The organism is Occallatibacter gabretensis (assembly GCF_001449115.1).
Classification (GTDB): Bacteria; Acidobacteriota; Terriglobia; order Terriglobales; family Acidobacteriaceae; genus Telmatobacter; species Telmatobacter gabretensis.
In genome coordinates this window covers 344,583-361,416 of sequence record NZ_LAIJ01000009.1, presented here as the reverse complement: position 1 = coordinate 361,416, position 16,834 = coordinate 344,583, and the positions used below count along the sequence as shown (strand labels likewise).

Here is a 16,834-nt window from a genome sequence, read left to right as displayed (position 1 = left end):
ACAGCGCATCACTTCAATATGTCCAGCGCCATCGCCGTCACCGCCGTCACGCCCGTTCGAATCGTCGGCTCATAAACCGGCGCAAACAGCGGCGAGTGGTTGTTCGGCAGCGAAACTCCCGTCCTGTGGCTCTCTTCCAGCTTCTGTGCGTCAGCGCCGCCCACCCAGAACATCACCGCCGGAATCTTCCCCTCCAGCGAGAACTGTCCCACATCCTCGCTGCCCATCAGTGGCAGCGCATCCCGCACATTCTCCTTGCCCAGCGCTGCTTCGCCACTCGCTCTGATCTTTGCGTTGAGCCCAGGATCGTTGATGGTGGCAGGTGTATTTTCAAACACCTTCACTGTCGGCATGCGATCCGCGGGAATCCCATACCCCTCCGCCAATCCCTTCGCCTCGCGATCAAGTTCGCTTACCATCTTCGCGCGAATCTCATCGGAAAACGATCGCAGGCTCAGCCCCATCGTCACTTCTTCGGGAATAATGTTGTTCTTCGTCCCACCGTGAATCGTGCCCACGGTAACAACTGCTGGCGTCTGAGGATCAATCTGCCGGCTCACAATCGTCTGGGCCGCCAGAATAAACTCCGCCGCCAGCACAATCGGATCCTTGCCTGTCTGCGGCGCTGAACCGTGGCTCCCAACTCCCCGAATCGTCACGTTCACACTTGTCGCACCGGCCATCAGCGTACCGCTCTTCACCGCAATGGTTCCCGCCGCAAAATTGTTCGTCACGTGTTCTGCCAAAACCAGATCCGGCTTCCCAAATCGTTCATAGACATGGTCTGTCAGCATCGCTTTCGCGCCATCAATCGTTTCCTCTGACGGTTGCCCCACCAGCATCAGAGTCCCATGCCACTTGCTCTTGCGCGCCGCCATCTCCCGCGCCGTCCCCAGCAGTACCGTTATATGGATGTCATGCCCGCACGCATGCATCACGCTTACATTCTGCCCCTGCGCATTCGTCGTCTTCACAGTTGAGGCATACTCCAACCCCGTCTTCTCCTCCACCGGCAGCGCATCCATATCGGAGCGAATCAGCAGTCGCGGCCCCGCGCCATTCTCCAGCACCGCCACAATCCCAAATGCCTGTGTCCCGTCCTCGTACTTGCCCACGTGCTCCGTCACCGTATAGCCCAGCTTCCGCAACTCCCCCCCCAGGTAAGCCGAGGTCTTCTCCTCATGGTGCGAAAGCTCGGGATTCTGGTGCAGATGCTTGTATGTCTCTATAAGCGACGGTAGCTGACCCTGCACAGATGAAGGCAAATCTGCTGGTACTTGTGCCATCGCAGGCATAGCCGCAAAAAACATACCGCCAAGGATCAAAAGACACGAACGCATGGGCATTCTCCGGAAACCAATATGAAAGTGAACTGGCGTCAGGCTAACACAGCTATTTTTCCATCCGCCTTTGACGCTGAATGAGTATCCCAAATCTTTCGTATTGCTTCCCCATAGGAATCGGTGTATCGTCTCTTCTATTGGATTACCATAGGAGAACGCGCATGGGCGGAAAATCTGATGTCTGGCAGGGAACACTGGCTCTTATGGTCCTCACAACTCTGGAGACCATAGGCCCACAGCACGGCTACGGCCTCGCTCGCCGCATTGAGCAGACCAGTGGCGACAAGCTTCAGCTCAACTACGGCACGCTCTATCCCGCCCTGCTCAAGCTGGAGCAGGAAGGCTACATCCGCTCACGCTGGGGCGCATCCGACAATAACCGCAAAGCAAAATTCTACGAGCTCACCAAGACCGGCCAGCGCCAGGCCCGCAAAGCCGCCGCTGAATGGGAGCAGACCACTGCCATCCTCGCGCGCTTCCTCGCGCCCGCACAGGAGTAATCATGCGCCAACTCAGAGCCTGGATCATACGCCTCTTCGCTACGCTGCATATCGGACACACACGTTCGGAAATCGACACCGAGCTTTCCGCGCACATCGCCATGAACACAGAAGACAATCTCCGTGCCGGCCTTCCTGCGGAAGAAGCTCGCCGACAGGCACTCATCCAGCTCGGCGGAGAAGAACAAGCTCGCCAGGCCTATCGCGACCGCGCCACGCTCCCTATCCTCGAAAGCATCCTGCAGGATGTCCGGTTCACGCTGCGCCAAATACACAAATCTCCAGGATTCACGATTTCCACCGTGCTCATGCTGACAATCGGCATAAGCGCGAGCGCAACAGCGTTTTCATGGATCAACTCCGTCCTTCTGCAGCCGCTAGGAGGTGTCACCGATCCAGGCCGGCTTGTCGTTCTGGAATCCGTTACACCGAATGGAGAACTGGTACCGAATTCCTATCCGGACTTCATTGACTTCCGCAAGAATCTCAAGCTTCTTGACGGCGTTGCGGTATCACGCCCCAATGCCTTTAGCGTGGGCCGTGAAGATCATGCCGAACGCGTATGGGGAGAATTAGTAAGCGGCAACTTCTTTGCCGTTCTCGGGGTAAAGCCTGAAATAGGCCGCCTGTTTCTTCCCACGGAATACACCGATACGGTGAACAGCTTCCCTATCGTGGTCGTCAGTGATCGCTACTGGCGCTCCCATCTTGGCGCGGACACCTCTATCGTCGGCAAGACGATCCGCGTCAACCAGCACGAACTCACCGTGGTGGGAGTGGCGGCTCCGCAGTTTCACGGATCGTTGCCTGTAGTTTCTTACGATCTTTGGATTCCCTACATGCAGCAGCCCACACTCAACAGTGTGAATGAATGGATGCTGCGTGACCGCCATAACCGCAACATGCTGGGCATCGCACGCCTTCGGCCCGGTGTCGGCCTGCCTCAGGCACGTCAGGAACTGAAGGCGCTCGCAGATCGCATGGCCATCGCAAATGCCGATGTGAGCCAGGGCATGAGCGCAACTCTGCTGCCACTGGCGGAGTCGCCGCACGGCCCGCAGGGCCTTCTCGCCGGACCATTGCGCATTCTTATGGGCGTCAGCATTCTGGTCCTGCTCATCGTATGCGTCAATGTTGCAAATCTGTTGATGGCGCGTGCGGCCAATCGCGAGAAGGAATTCAGCACGCGCCTTGCACTGGGCTCCGGACGCGGACGGCTAATCCGCCAGGTACTTACAGAAACTCTGCTGCTCACCGCATGCAGTGCACTGCTTGGCATTGCAGCCACGCCGCTGCTCGGTCGGTCGCTTAAGCTGCTCATGCCGCCCGGGCCTTCACAGGCGCTGATTGCAGCGGATGCACGGCCTGATCTTGCAGTCATTGCATTCACTGCGGGGCTATGCATTTTCACGGCGCTCGCGGCGGGATTATTGCCTGCGCTTCAGGTGGGCCGCTTGAACCTCAGCTCGCGCCTCAACAATGGCGGGCGTTCAGGAACCGCAGGCCGTTCGCGCAACCGCCTGCATTCCGCGTTGGTAACGGCGGAGGTTGCGCTGGCTCTCATCACGCTTGTGGGTGCCGGGCTCTTTGCGCACGCCTTTGAGCAAACAATGCATGTCGACCCGGGATTCGATCCCAATGGCGTGCTGCTGAGCCAGTTCTACCTCAACACCAACGGATATGACGTACAGCATCGCAAGGAATTCTGCCGAAAGCTGGCGGAGCAAATGGCTTCGACTCCAGGGGTAACCGACGTTGCATATTCCGACGGCGTACCGCTCGGTTTTGAGCCTAGCTGGTGGGAAGAACTCGACATTGAGGGTTACCCGCGACATCTCGGAGAGAACATGAACATCTTCCGCAACGTGATCTCGCCCGGATATCTGCCGCTGATGCACATTCCTGTTGTGGAAGGCCGGAACTTTACCGAGGACGACAACGAAACGAAGGATATTGGATCGATCATCGTGAACGAATCCTTCGCGAAGCGCTTCTTTGCCGGCCGCGACCCCATCGGCAAAAAGATCAAGGGCTGGGGAGATACGTTCCGTGTTGTGGGAGTAGCCAGGGATTCGAAATACCATTACCTCAATGAAGGCGCGACGCCCTATTTCTACGTGCCTTTCCGCCAGATTTATCGCGCCGACATGAATCTGGCATTTTATGTTCGTGCGCGTGGAAACCTGAACAATGTGCTGACCACATTGCGCACAAAATCTCACGAAATCGATCCCAATGTCACGGTCTTCGACGCTGCGCCACTCAAGGAATTCATCGGCGCATCGCTCTATCCGCAGAAGATTGCCGCCACTGTCATGGCCGTCATGGGCGGCATTGCCATTCTGCTTGCAGCCGCGGGACTTTATAGCGTCATGGCATTCTGGGTGGCTCAGCGCACGCAGGAAATCGGCGTGCGCATGGCTCTTGGCGCACAACCGTCCCATGTGCTGCGTATGGTTGTGCGCAAAGGAATGATCGTCACAGTAGCGGGTGTCGCCGCCGGCATGCTTTGTGCCGTAGCTTTAGCGCGAGCGGTCGCCGGCTTCTCTTACACCAACTCGGCAATGGGCACACAGTCTGCCCTGCTCAATAGCGGCGCAGCGGACCTGTTGATTTACACGGCGTCTGCGGCATTCTTATGCTGTGTCGCGCTGCTGGCCTGCTGGATCCCTGCCCGGCGAGCCGCTTCCGTCAATCCAACCGACGCATTGAGGACTGAATAGGAGAATCATGCGCAAATTAAGAGCCTGGATCGTGCGCCTCTTCGCTACGCTGCAAATCGGCCACACGCGCGCGGAAATCGACACCGAGCTTTCCGAGCACATCGCCATGCATACGGAAGACAATCTCCGCGCCGGCCTTCCTGCGGAAGAAGCTCGCCGCCAGGCACTCATTCAGCTCGGCGGCGAAGAACAAGCCCGCCAGGCCTACCGCGATCGCGCCACGCTGCCAGTCCTTGAAGGCATCCTGCAGGACGTCCGTTTCGCACTCCGCCAGATGCGCAAATCTCCCGGCTTCACCCTCACCGCCGTGCTCACGCTCGCCCTCGGCATCGGCGCAAACGCCGTCATCTACACGCTGGTCGATTCCATCCTGCTCCGCCCACTCCCGTACGCTCAGCAGGATCGCCTCATGCGCGTCACGGGAAACACCTTCGGCGTTTTGCCCAAGGGCTTCATTCGCGCGCTCGGCGAGGAATCTCGTGCATTCTCCTCCATCGCCGGCTTCGGCGACAACATCGAGTCCAATATCACCGGCTCCGATATACCCGAGCGCGTCTTCGGCGCAACCATCACCGTCAATGCGCTTGACACGCTCGGCATTCATCCTGCGTTTGGTCAGTTCTTCTCGAAAGACGACGAAGTCCTCGGCCAGGATAACGACGTCATCCTCAGCTACGGCTACTGGCAGCGACGCTTTGCCAGCGCGCCCTCTGCGCTCGGCCGTACGCTGCGTATCGACGGCGTTTCCCGCCGCATCATCGGCATACTTCCCGCCGGCGTGCGCTTTCCTTACGCAGACACCGACTTCCTCATCCCCGTCTCCTACAAACGCACCGATGTCTACGATCCCTGGAATTCTTTCGCCCTCCATATCTTGGGCCGTCTCGCTCCAGGCGTCGCGCCTGGACAGGCGCAGGCTGAACTGCGCCGTCTGCGTGGCATCGCCGTGCTTCAATTTCCATGGCAAATGCCCGATACCTGGGTATCCGACATGACCGTCGTCCCGCTGCTTGAATCCGAAACCGGCAATATGCGCCCGCGTCTTTTGCTGCTCTTCGGCTCAGTGGGCCTCATCCTCCTTATCGCCTGCGCCAACGTCGCAAACATGATGCTCGCCCGCGCCACCTCCCGCGAGCGCGAGATCGCCGTACGCGGTGCGCTCGGCGCATCCTCACGCCGGCTCATTCAGCAGTTCCTTTCAGAAAGCGTGGTCCTCGGGCTCACCGCCGGCATCATCGGTCTCGCCGCTGCATTCTTCAGTCTCCACTTCTTCGTACACCTGCTTCCCGCAGGCACACCCCGCATCGAAACCATTTCGCTTCGCCCCTCCGACATTTTCTTCACCCTCGGCGCATCGGTCCTGGCAGGCCTGCTCTTCGGAATCATTCCCTCCATCCGCATGGCCTCACTCAACCTCCTCGAGTCTCTGCGCCTCGGCAGCCGCAGCCTCATGGGCAAAGGCTCGCGCTTCAGCGCATCTACGATTCTCGTCATCGCACAGATCGCTCTCTCCGTCGTGGTCGTCACCGCAGCAGGCCTCATCCTCCACAGCCTTTACAAGCTCTCTCAGGTCGATCCCGGCTTCCGCACCGACCGTATCGTCTCGGCCGAAGTCTCGGTCGACTCCAACGCCTGCAAAGCGCCGCATGCGCCTCCGCAATGGTCGGGAAGACTATGCAGTTCCTTCTTCACTGCACTTACCTCCAGCATGCGCGGCATCCCCGGCGTCGAAAAGGCAGCACTTACCGATGCGCTGCCACTCAACGGAAGCGACAGCAATTACGCCTTCGATGCGGAAAACCATCCCCGCAACGCACAAGCAAACGCACAGCTTGGCACCAGCCGCAACGTAACCCCCGAATACTTTGATGTGCTCGACCTGAAGCTTGTGCGCGGACGCTTGCTCAGCACGCAGGACTTGTCTGGCACTACACGCGCTGCCGTCATCAACGAGCACATGGCGGAACGCCTCTGGCCGAATGAAAATCCTATAGGCAAGCACTTACTCAACCTCACGGATGAAACCCTCCCCGCTGTCTGGTATCCCGAGAAGGCCGTGGAAATCGTCGGCGTCGTACGCAACACGCGCGATGGAAGTCTCGGAGACGAATACAGCAATCAGATTTATCTGCCCATCACGCCGGAGCGCACGCCGCCCGTAATGTTCGCGCTCATGCGCGGCCAGGCCACACCCTCAGAGGCCGCTGCCGGCCTGCGCCGCGCCGTCGACGGCATCGACTCCTTCGTTCCTGTCACCCGCGTCCGCACGCTCAATGAAGTCGTCGCATCTTCCGTCGCTGCGCCCCGCGCACTCGCCGTCCTGCTTCTTGGCTTCGGCGCGCTCGCGCTCATCATCGGTGCGGTCGGTGTTTACAGCCTCATCGCTTATCTCGTCAGCTGGCGCGTGCGTGAGATCGGCCTCCGCCTCGCTCTCGGCGCGCAGCGCTGGCAAATCGTCATGGATGTTGTCCGCCAGAGCCTTCTGATGGCTGCCATCGGCTGTGCAGCAGGCATCATTGCCACCATCGCTCTGGGCCACCTGTTGCGCAGCTTCCTCTTTGAGGTCGGCGTCTTCGATCCAGTCACGCTCTTCGCCGTTCCCGCGCTCATGCTCATCGTCGCGCTCGCAGCTGCGTGGATCCCGGCCCGCCGCGCCGCCGCCGTCGATCCCATGGTCGCTCTGCGCGCTGATTGAAACCCGACAGGCCCTGCGCGTATAGCCTATAGAGAAACCTATGCGCGCATCCGCACTTGAATTCCGTCTCCGCGTCATCATCCACGTTGTCCTTGTGATTCTCGGCTTCTGGTCTCCATGGATCGAATACTGGAATCTCGGCCGCCGTATCTCGCTTCTCGAATGGCTTGCGCTTGAGCTAAGCCGCCTCGGCGTGGTGAGCTTTGCCTACGCCACGCCCATCGTCATCATTTTTGCCACGCTCATCGCCGCGCTCAGCGTGTGGCTCCGCGTCTGGGGAACCGCGTATCTTGACCCCGGCATCGTTCACGCCGCCAGCATGAACGCCGGCAGGGTCATGGCCAGCGGGCCTTACCGCTACGTGCGCAACCCGCTCTACCTCGGCGTCATCTTCATGGTTGCCGCCATGGCCTTCGCCATGCCCGTCTCGGGAGCGGTCTTGGTCCTCATCCTCGTCCCGTTCTTTGATCTCCGCCTCATCCTCGGCGAAGAAAAATTCCTCGGCAACAAATTAGGCGCGCCTTATCAGGCTTATCTGCAATCGGTGCCGCGTCTCATCCCGTGCCTGCGCTCCACTCTCCCCATCGGGCCGCGCCCCACCCACTGGCTGCGAGCAGTCCTCGCAGAGCTCACCCCCATCGGTGTCTTTCTCACCACAGCCATTCTTTGGTGGCGCTATGACGCAACCCTCCTCGGCCGCGCCTATCTCATCAGTTTCGGCCTCTCGCTCGTCGCGCATGCTTTCTTCCCCACCGCCCCGCCCGCTGAATAACCATCAACATCGCACCAAAAGTAAAACGGGAGAGGCCTTGGCCTCTCCCGCTTCTTCATACGAACCTGAAACTACTTCTTCGGGGGCGCGATAATGTCCTTCGCGCTCTTCGCCACAGTGAACTTCACCACGGTCTTCGCCTTGATCTTGATGGCTTCGCCCGTCTGTGGGTTGCGGCCGATGCGCGCCTTGCGCTCTGCCTTTTTCAAGCGGCCAATGCCGGGGATCACGAAGACACCGTTCTTCTTCGTTTCCTTGATGGCGGTCTCAGCCAACAGGTCCAGGAAGGTTCCGACCTGCTTGTTGGTCAATTCCAGCTTCTCTGCCAGGTGGCGAGTCAATGCGGTTTTCGTCAATCCAGATGCCATGCGTATTCTCCTTAAGATCAAAATGTTGCCTTGGGCTTCCGCTCGCCGCAGTGTCCTTCCACTTACTTCAAGACCGCTCGCGCCGGGACCGCATGGAGGGAGTCGACTGAGGCAACGTGTGAACGAAACCCCTGTATTCATGCGGGTCCGGAGAACCCTACCGTTCAACACCATGCGGCCTGAAGGTACTCAAAGTCAAGGCAAAAAGCAGGCTTTTCCACAAGTTTTGTTGGCTTTTATGGGTATTTCTCCCGAAATTGCCCGTTTTTGCCCGATTCTGGACAGCTTTAGCGCCCTTTTACTACCACACTGGGCGGATGCCCCATCCTTGGCGCAGTTTCATCGCGCCACTGGGTCACCCGCGTGCGATCTTTGTGCGATGGGGTAGGGAAGGGCGGGACGGCGCTTCCACTCGCGTCCCTATTGAAGCCTGACATCCTGAGCGTAGCCGTTTTTCAGGCGAATCGGGGCCTCCGGGCGACAGGTCTTCGTCGCTGGGGTGAGGGCATCGAAGGATCTGCGGTTGTTCTTGTGGTTGCTTTCCCCAGTAGCGCCACAAAAGCCGTGTGGGCGGATTCTTGCGACGTAGTTGTTTTTGTCGCAAGGGTGGGCCCCACACCTCTCAGTCAGCCCCTGTGGAAATCTTGTCAAGCCCCCGCGCCGAAAATATTTTCTAACCCACTCATTCTAAAGGTCAAGATTTTTCGCGCACTTTGCACATTATTTCCCCCATTTGTAGACAATAGACATAGAGAGCAAAACAGAAGGCCGCGCACCCGCGCGGCCTTTCTGTTTTTCCCGTCCAAAGGAGACCCATCATGCGCCACGCACGTCCATGCATTCACAAGGAAACCCGCAACCCCGCCGTTCAACGCTGCTGCCAGGCCCGCAACCGCGCCATTGCAGATTGCAAAGGCCTCAACGTCTCCGACTACCAATCCGCTGACATCGCCGCCGAGAACTATCTCGCCAACCTTCCTGATCTCGCCTCCATTCAGGATATTAAGGATTACGCCACCTGCATCAACCACGGCATCGCCATCAGCGTCATCAAGCCGAAAGATGGCAATGCCATGCTGGCCACCGCCAGGGTCGTCATGCAGACCGTTCGCGCAGAAGACCAGCAGCGGCTATCCGCAGCCAAAATCGCGCACGCCAACGCCAAAATCGCCCTAGCCCAGTCCCGCGAAGAACGCCAGAAAACAAAGCTCCAGCTCCGGGAGCAAGTCCAGCCAGCCGCATGAAAAAAAGGAAAAAATTTCAATTTATTATAGAAAGTAACCACTTTCACCGGCTCTATTGCACAATCAGTAAACACCATAAAAATGAATTAAGATCAATGAATCGAATAATATAGGACGGTAATAATATACCTGTCTCATCAACTCTGCTATCCTTGGCTTGTGCCGTTTTCGGCGCTGGAGCTGGCGAAAGCATTGTGCGCGACTTCTCGCAAGGGGGTCGCGTATGATTGAAACCTTCGATCTCACACCTGGCTTCGTGCCCTCAAGGAACTGGATGCCTTCAATTCTCGAACAATATCGCGTTTCGGACTTTCTGGAATGGCACCAAAAAAAGGCTCTGATACTAAACCCCGATTTTCAAAGGGGAGACGTGTGGAGTCCTGCCGCTAAAACGTTCCTGATTGATACAATTCTTCGCCAGTTGCCCATTCCTAAGGTTTATCTGAGGACTCGCGTCGATGTCGTCACTAAGAAATCAATTAGGGAAGTGGTAGACGGCCAACAGCGCCTTCGAGCGATTATGAGCTTTGCTGAGGATGGTTTCGCTCTTTCAAAGCGAGCTTCTGAGTTCGCCGGTAAAAAGTATTCCACTCTTACCCCTGAACAGCAGGAGAGTTTTCTTGGATACGCAATTGCCGTAGACCAATTGCTTAACGCATCCACAGATGATGTTCTCGAAGTATTCGCGCGATTGAACTCCTACACAGTAACTCTCAACGCCCCAGAGAAGCGCCACGGAAAGTATCAGGGGGAGTTCAAGTGGGCCGTTCGAAATGCTTCAAGGGCCTGGGCTAGTTTTTGGGAGGAATTTGACGTTCTTAGCGTCAGGGAACGAGTTCGAATGATGGATGACTCTCTTACCGCTGAAATGTTCGGAGTTTTGCTTGAGGGAGTGAAGGACGGAGGGCAGCCAAAAATAGACACACTTTACAACAAATATGATTCTGGCTTTGATGCCCAGACCGTCCCTAACTTCAATGCAGTAATGAGCAAGATTAGGGATGCCTATGGACCGTTTCTCAAGGGAACGTCGATAATGAATCCTGCTCCACTTCTCATGCTCTTTAGTGCTGTCGCTTACTCTATGGTTGGAATCCCAAGCGGAGACATAAAGCCGACAGAAGTGCTAGAGCGAAAGGTACTCAATCCGAATATTGAGCAGGTGCAAGATAATCTTCTGACCCTTGCATCCGTCACCTCTGGCGCAGATGAGCCACCAGAGCCTTTCGTAGCGTTCTGGAAAGCGCGAGACTTTGCACATAAAATTGCCAGTCGGCGCGTGAGATTCCCGGAATTTGTAAGGGCTCTTACATCCGAATCGATTGATTAAGTCATGCGCCGAACCGCCTTTGAGAACATATTACGTAAGTTCACTTGGGAAGCCGAGTGGCTTCGCGAGGAGTTCTCGCGGTTTGGCGCAAGTACTGATCACCGCCAAGGCCACTTCGCTGGCGAACTGGTAGTTATTAGACTTCACGACTCATGGGCAAGGTTCTGCCGAGAATTGATCGTTCTCTCGGCTTACGGCAGGACTGAAACACTTGGGGGAATAAGACTCAGCACTAGCTTGCCCACAATCAAGAGCAGGGGAGACGTTGTTCCTGTACTGATGAGCCTATCTGGTGGAAGACTCAACGAGCCAAAGTGGTACGCGTCAGATCAATGCATCCGCGCCGCACAAAGGCTAAACATTCAAAACCTAACTACGGTTTCGGCGGCATTAGGTGCCGTAAATTCGCCCGCGAACTATCTGAGGGAAGTAAGAAATTTTTATGCGCACCGAAAAAAGCAAACCGCAGAACAGGCAATTCGGTCTGGGAACTTCACGGGGCGGCATCCCAGGACAAGAGTATTTCAATTAAACAACTACACTCCTGGGGGAAGGACTGTGCTTGAATCTTGGACGGACGACTTGATAGCGGTTGCTACAGCAGCCTTACAGTAGAGAGTGTTAAAATCCGAGTAGATGAGACACTCTGCCGAATACGCAGCGTTCACAAAAGTAGTGGAAGCGGTTCTGTCCGTATCTCACGAAGAGATGAAGCGACGTGAGTCAGCATACCGCGCCAAAGCAGAATCTAATCCGAAGAAGCGCGGCCCCAAAAAAGGAACGAAACGGAAGTCTAAACCTTCCGCTGCCCCCGTCCCTGACGCTTCGCCTCTCGCTTAGAAAGCGTCCGGTTTTTTCAACTCCTTCCCGGTCAACTCTGCGTAGGTCAAACGCTTGCCAACAATCTGTGTGACTGCGAATGCGAAGCGATCCGAATCAGTCAGCGGATTGTCTTTTGTTGCCCGGTTGTTGTAGCGGAATACTTGCTCCCCAATGTAGCGGTCCAAGTGAAACGGCTCGACTGCAATGTATGTTCCCTTGAGGCCACGCTTCATCAGCGCCCAAAAGTTCTCAATGCCCTGCGTGTGAATCTGACCGCGCACATACTCTTCCACATGGTTGACCGTCTCATGGATGTACTCTTGAGCGGCTAGATTGTCATAGCCAGTAGCGCGGTCAGTGTAGACAGTTGATCCCTTCTGGATTTGGTCTAGGATTGCTCCCTGCAAAGTCTCGCGCTTGACGTTCGGCACAACCTTGGCGCGAACCTGACGGCTGTCACGGTCAAGCATTCCCATTACAGGAGTCTTGGGACGGGCGCTGAGAGCCTTGTACCGTTCTTGCCGCTTGTTAGCATGCATCTTGCGAGGATCAGGCCCAACGAAAGTCTCGTCTACTTCGAATGGCCCTTCGCCGCCCATAGGCTCTGATGTATCCTGGCCCATTGCCAAACGAATGCGGTGCAGGAGAAACCACGCCGTCTTTTGCGTGATGCCCAGCGAGCGATGCACTTCCCAAGAGCTAACGCCGTTCTTTGAATTCGCTACCAGCCACATTGCCGCAAGCCACTTATCCAAGCCAATCGGCGAGTCTTCCATAACCGTACCGACCTTGGCACTGAACTGGCTCTTAGGATGCCGCGTCTTGCACTGCCATACGCGCCGTGCGGGTACATAGGCCGCATCCGTGCGACCGCAGGTAGGGCAAATAACACCGTTCGGCCAGCGCCGATCTACCATGTAGCTCACACAGTTATCAGGGTTGGAGAAGTAGATGATTGCTTGCTGTAGCGTCTTGGGTTCCGTGCTCATGTATCTACGTTAGCCGATTAGGTCTGATGAGTCAAGTATATTCTTGCCTATAGGACGATTTAATGCACAATTAGGCAAGCCGAGAAGGCGCTACTCTGTTTGCAGTTGCCTCTCGTATTCTCATGGTGGCTGCATCATGGCAAGCATCTATCAAACTTGCAGCAATGAAGCGAATTGATGGTGATGTGAGTGTGGCATGAATCGAATACTTCTATTGAAGTTTGAAGCACAGTCGATGTACACTTGGGTTGTATTGAATTCATTAAGCGACGGCCTGTCAGATTGTCGACAATGTCGACATAACGCGCCGAGAAGGAGGAGAGATGGCTGCATTATTAGTTGAAGAGGGGCGGTTTCCCGCTGTGCAGGAAATCAGCGAGGCTGAGTATAATAAGCTCATTCAAACATGCAAAAATCCACCGGAGCCGACAACTCAACTAAAGAGCCTGCTCTCGTCTCCGCGAGCCAGGAAGAACTGGCATTCAATTTAGATGCGATTCGTATAGAGCCCCTCTCCAGTGAACACCGGAGAGGGGCTTTTGTTTGCACAAATCAAACCATCCAGAACTACTGTCGTAATAACGCACGCAAAAACAATGATGCGTTTATGGTGCGCGTGTTTGTGGCTTGTTATGGCACATCACAGGATGTTATTGGCTATTACTATCTGTCTCTAACTTCGTACAAGCTTGGGGCCAAAGACGAGTCTGCCTTGCATTTAGATAACACGTCTGATGCGAAGTTTGAACGTGTAGAAGCGGTTCCGGCGGTGTATTTAGGCATGATTGGCATTCACGCGGACTATCAATCGAGAGGTATTGGAAAGCTCTTAATGATGGATGCCATCCAGCGTACAGCTAAAATTGCCCAACACGCCGGTCTTTACGCCTTGACGCTGGATGCTCTCGATAGAAAAGTAGCTACTTATTATAAAGACAAGTTTGGTTTCCAAACATTTAAAGAGGGTGATACTGGATTGGAAATGTTCCTGCCGATTAAGACCATCATGGATGCCGTCAAGGAATAGTCTCCCACCCATATACAATCATGCATGTGCCGGACCCAACTGATTCGCCCATGATTGTTGCCGAAAAGCTGACCAAGACCTACCGGTCAGGCCGGCTTGAAGTTCCCGCCGTTCGTGGCGTCTCATTTTCCATCAAGCGCGGCGAGTTCGTCGCCATCGTCGGCCCCTCCGGCTCCGGCAAATCCACACTCTTCTATCTGCTGGGCGGACTCACCCAGGCCACCACTGGCCGCATCGTCATCGACGGCGTGGATTTCGCCACACTGGATGACGCCGAACGCACCCGGCTGCGCAAGCACCGCATCTCCTTCATCTTTCAAAAATTCAATCTGCTCCCCACGCTCTCAGCCATGGGCAATATTGAAGTGGCCTACACCGTAAGCGGTCGCAAAGAGCCGCTTGATCATCCGTTCCTCGACCACCTCAGCGATCTGCTCTCCATCAAGGGCCGGCTCAAGCATCGTCCCTCCGAGCTGAGCGGCGGCGAGCAGCAGCGCGTGGCCATCGCCCGCGCGCTCATCACCCGTCCGGCCCTGGTACTGGCCGACGAGCCCACCGGCAACCTGGACACGAAGAACTCTGAAGCCGTGCTCAACATGCTTGAGCGCTCCAACCGCGAACTGGGCCAGACCGTGCTGATGATCACACACAACCCCGAGGCCGCCCAGGTGGCAGACCGCATCCTCCACATGCGCGACGGCGAAATTGTGAAGGTAGAAAACGGTAGCGTGGCAAGGCCCACAGCAGCCGGATTCGTGCCCCCGGCAGTCTGATATCTCTTGGCAGGCACAGCCTGCTCCGATATGCTTCGACTTTCTGGAAACTCAGACTTGCGAGGAGCCTCTGTGGACACCACCAATGTTTCCCATCAGACATTCAGCCGCAAAATGGTGAAAATGTCAGGCGTGGCAGCGATTGCGTTAATCTCTTTCCTCGCCGGCACGTTCTTTTCTGCCCGCATACCCCACCCGCAGGTAGTAGAAGCAGACTCGGATCACGTCTTCGAATTAATGGTCTACCACACGCTGCCCGGTAAGACTTCTGACCTCGAATCCATCTTCCAGGATGTCTCCAAACTGCAATCCAAGCATGGCCTCAAAGCCGTCGGATATTGGGTAGCCGACAGCAAAGATCCTGCGTGGGAAAACACCTTTGTATACCTCCTCGATCATCCCAGCCGTCAAGCCGCCGAGACAAACTGGAGCGCACTGCATTCCGATCCGGCGTTTCCGCCCTATCGCACGGCCGCCATACCTCTTATCCAGCAAGTCGACGGGAAGTACAAGGTAGACGAAGTATTCATGCGGCCGTCTGTCTATTCTGAGATGAAATAGCAATGGAAAGGGCGAAGCGTCTGCAACAGAGTCCTGCATTCCAAAAGATTATTCTGCTCCTTCCTCTTGTGTTGCTCTCCCATTTCGCGGCGAGTCAGCAGCCCAAGCAGCCCCAATGGATTGCCTCCTGGACGGCGAGCCAGTCGGTCATGGACCCGGATCCAAGTGAACCCCTCACGAACCTGAACAATCAGACCGTGCGGGAGCGCCTTGTTGTAACAGTCGGCGGCAAGCAGATCCGCATTCGTCTCTCCAATGAATTCGGTTCCGCGCCGCTGCAGCTAGGGCGTGTCAGCATAGCAATAGCGCAAGGTCCGGCCGGCGTGGTCCCGGATTCCATTCATGCCGTGAAGTTCGATGGGCAGGAGTCGATTCTCATTCCGCCAGGCGCCTCAACGCTGAGTGATCCGGTGGATTTTCCGGTAAAGAATGGCGCAGAAATCAGCGTAAGCCTATACCTCCCCAAGCCTGTCACTTCCGTGACGGGGCATGGGCTGGCATTAAGGCGCGCGGTGATTTCGGCCAGCGGCGACCATACGCACGATGCAGCGATACAAAGCGGAAAAGAGTCCGACAGCTCAGTGTTTCTAAGCACCGTGCTGGTTCCGGCCCAGCCAAACCAGCGCGTCATTGTGGCGTTCGGAGACTCCACTGTAGATGGCGATGGAAGCACGCCGGAGGCCGACCGCATGTGGCCGAGCGATTTATTTCGACGCCTGGAAGAGACGCACGGCGGCACTCAGTTTGCAGTGGTCAATGAAGGTCTGGCTGGAAATCGTCTGCTCCACGAAGGTCCTGTCGCCAGCTTTGGCGCTTCAGGTATAGCTCGTTTTGATCGGGATGCGCTGTCTGTGCCGGGAATTGCCTACATCGTGCTGTTAGAAGGCACAAACGACATTGGCTTCCCCGGGGCTTCATTTGGCGATCTGCATCTTGCTCCTGCGAATGGCGCGCCGACGGTGGAAGACATCACCGGCGCATACAAGAAGCTGATTGCCCGCGCACATGCCCGCAATATCCGAGTCATTGGATCGACGATCATGTCTTGTGAAGGAGTGCCAATAACGGGTTACCACACAGAAGCCAAGGAGCAAATACGGCAGGCTGTGAACCAGTGGATTCGGACGAGTGGAGCGTTTGACGGCGTGGTGGATTTCGACGCCGTTGTGCGCGATCCGGATCACCCAGGCAGGCTGCTGCAGCGATTTGCATCAGCGGATCACCTTCATCCGAATGATGCCGGCTATCAGGCGATGGCGGATGCAATCAACCTGTCTCTTTTTCGGTAGTGCGGCGCGCGATTTTCGCTTCCAGGCAGTCGAAAATTCACGGGCTCGGCATGACGCCCGGGTTTGACCCAGGCCGGGTCGATTTGTATACTTAATATTGCAACAAGCGGGAGTAGCTCAGTGGTAGAGCATCGCCTTGCCAAGGCGAGGGTCGCGAGTTCAAATCTCGTCTCCCGCTCCAATCCGCCCTCCGGCCGCCAGGCTGGAAAGGCTACGGTGGATTGGGAGCGTTACACCTCATCAGATTGGCAGCCTTGCCGGGGCGCGGTACCCAAGTGGTAAGGGAGAGGTCTGCAAAACCTTTATGCGTCGGTTCGATCCCGACCCGCGCCTCCAATCTTCATCCATCTTCAGGCAACTACGCCACACCCGAACAACAACCCGGATTTCCTGCATTG

The 16,834-nt window shown here is 56.4% G+C and carries 13 protein-coding genes and 2 tRNA genes; 12 read left to right on the top strand and 3 right to left on the bottom strand.

The annotated features are described in order from the left end of the window. Nucleotides 1-8 precede the first annotated feature (8 nt). A complete protein-coding gene (locus VO84_RS07830) occupies nt 9-1,340 on the bottom strand; it encodes an amidohydrolase (RefSeq protein WP_157439789.1) in 1,332 nt (443 codons plus the stop codon). Between the two features lie 164 nt (nt 1,341-1,504). On the opposite strand from VO84_RS07830, the gene VO84_RS07825 reads away from it, so the two are divergent. The 4 genes from VO84_RS07825 to VO84_RS07810 are packed head-to-tail and all read left to right on the top strand — an operon-like array spanning nt 1,505 to nt 8,033. After that, nucleotides 1,505-1,843, top strand: a complete 339-nt coding sequence (locus VO84_RS07825) for a PadR family transcriptional regulator (protein ID WP_058187084.1) — start codon at nt 1,505-1,507, stop codon at nt 1,841-1,843. Between the two features lie 2 nt (nt 1,844-1,845). Further along, entirely contained in the window at nt 1,846-4,566 is a 2,721-nt protein-coding gene (locus VO84_RS07820) for an ABC transporter permease (RefSeq protein WP_058187082.1), read from the top strand. A 7-nt stretch (nt 4,567-4,573) separates the two neighbouring features. Then, nucleotides 4,574-7,261 (top strand): ABC transporter permease, encoded by a 2,688-nt coding sequence (locus VO84_RS07815; protein ID WP_231737833.1) that lies wholly within the window; start codon nt 4,574-4,576, stop codon nt 7,259-7,261. A gap of 40 nt (nt 7,262-7,301) precedes the next feature. Next, nucleotides 7,302-8,033 (top strand): methyltransferase family protein, encoded by a 732-nt coding sequence (locus VO84_RS07810; protein ID WP_058187080.1) that lies wholly within the window; start codon nt 7,302-7,304, stop codon nt 8,031-8,033. Between the two features lie 71 nt (nt 8,034-8,104). Here the strand turns inward: VO84_RS07810 and VO84_RS07805 are convergent, their stop codons facing one another. Continuing rightward, the gene (locus VO84_RS07805; protein WP_058187078.1) at nt 8,105-8,401 is read right to left on the bottom strand and encodes an HU family DNA-binding protein; all 297 of its coding nucleotides are present in this window, start codon (nt 8,399-8,401) and stop codon (nt 8,105-8,107) included. An 818-nt stretch (nt 8,402-9,219) separates the two neighbouring features. Here VO84_RS07805 and VO84_RS07800 point away from each other — a divergent pair. Next, on the top strand, nt 9,220-9,645 hold the full coding sequence (locus tag VO84_RS07800; RefSeq protein WP_058187076.1) for a hypothetical protein: 426 nt from the start codon (nt 9,220-9,222) through the stop codon (nt 9,643-9,645). A gap of 223 nt (nt 9,646-9,868) precedes the next feature. Continuing rightward, a complete protein-coding gene (locus tag VO84_RS07795) occupies nt 9,869-10,975 on the top strand; it encodes a DUF262 domain-containing protein (RefSeq protein ID WP_058187074.1) in 1,107 nt (368 codons plus the stop codon). Between the two features lie 836 nt (nt 10,976-11,811). Here VO84_RS07795 and VO84_RS07790 read toward each other — a convergent pair. After that, nucleotides 11,812-12,786 (bottom strand): IS1595 family transposase, encoded by a 975-nt coding sequence (locus VO84_RS07790; RefSeq protein WP_058187071.1) that lies wholly within the window; start codon nt 12,784-12,786, stop codon nt 11,812-11,814. A gap of 406 nt (nt 12,787-13,192) precedes the next feature. Here VO84_RS07790 and VO84_RS07785 point away from each other — a divergent pair, with 406 nt between their 5' ends. The 6 genes from VO84_RS07785 (at nt 13,193) to VO84_RS07760 (ending at nt 16,772) form a co-directional block, all read left to right on the top strand. Then, nucleotides 13,193-13,813, top strand: coding sequence for a GNAT family N-acetyltransferase (locus tag VO84_RS07785; RefSeq protein WP_058187069.1), 621 nt, complete (start codon nt 13,193-13,195; stop codon nt 13,811-13,813). A gap of 20 nt (nt 13,814-13,833) precedes the next feature. After that, nucleotides 13,834-14,586: an ABC transporter ATP-binding protein gene (locus VO84_RS07780; protein ID WP_058187067.1), complete on the top strand. Its 753-nt coding sequence runs from the start codon at nt 13,834-13,836 to the stop codon at nt 14,584-14,586. A 72-nt stretch (nt 14,587-14,658) separates the two neighbouring features. Further along, entirely contained in the window at nt 14,659-15,147 is a 489-nt protein-coding gene (locus VO84_RS07775; protein ID WP_058187065.1) for an NIPSNAP family protein, read from the top strand. Nucleotides 15,148-15,215: 68 nt separating this feature from the next. Next, nucleotides 15,216-16,436, top strand: coding sequence for an SGNH/GDSL hydrolase family protein (locus VO84_RS07770; RefSeq protein ID WP_197413953.1), 1,221 nt, complete (start codon nt 15,216-15,218; stop codon nt 16,434-16,436). 106 nt (nt 16,437-16,542) lie between these two features. Continuing rightward, nucleotides 16,543-16,617, top strand: a tRNA-Gly gene (locus VO84_RS07765). 80 nt (nt 16,618-16,697) lie between these two features. Further along, nucleotides 16,698-16,772: transfer RNA gene (locus VO84_RS07760), tRNA-Cys, on the top strand. Nucleotides 16,773-16,834 lie beyond the last annotated feature (62 nt).

Bases quoted from the DNA above. Each gene is read 5' to 3' on its own strand.
- VO84_RS07830 (WP_157439789.1), bottom strand. From the start codon at position 1,340: ATGCGTTCGTGTCTTTTGATCCTTGGCGGTATGTTTTTTGCGGCTATG.
- VO84_RS07825 (WP_058187084.1), top strand. From the start codon at position 1,505: ATGGGCGGAAAATCTGATGTCTGGCAGGGAACACTGGCTCTTATGGTC.
- VO84_RS07820 (WP_058187082.1), top strand. From the start codon at position 1,846: ATGCGCCAACTCAGAGCCTGGATCATACGCCTCTTCGCTACGCTGCAT.
- VO84_RS07815 (WP_231737833.1), top strand. From the start codon at position 4,574: ATGCGCAAATTAAGAGCCTGGATCGTGCGCCTCTTCGCTACGCTGCAA.
- VO84_RS07810 (WP_058187080.1), top strand. From the start codon at position 7,302: ATGCGCGCATCCGCACTTGAATTCCGTCTCCGCGTCATCATCCACGTT.
- VO84_RS07805 (WP_058187078.1), bottom strand. From the start codon at position 8,401: ATGGCATCTGGATTGACGAAAACCGCATTGACTCGCCACCTGGCAGAG.
- VO84_RS07800 (WP_058187076.1), top strand. From the start codon at position 9,220: ATGCGCCACGCACGTCCATGCATTCACAAGGAAACCCGCAACCCCGCC.
- VO84_RS07795 (WP_058187074.1), top strand. From the start codon at position 9,869: ATGATTGAAACCTTCGATCTCACACCTGGCTTCGTGCCCTCAAGGAAC.
- VO84_RS07790 (WP_058187071.1), bottom strand. From the start codon at position 12,786: ATGAGCACGGAACCCAAGACGCTACAGCAAGCAATCATCTACTTCTCC.
- VO84_RS07785 (WP_058187069.1), top strand. From the start codon at position 13,193: ATGCAAAAATCCACCGGAGCCGACAACTCAACTAAAGAGCCTGCTCTC.
- VO84_RS07780 (WP_058187067.1), top strand. From the start codon at position 13,834: ATGCATGTGCCGGACCCAACTGATTCGCCCATGATTGTTGCCGAAAAG.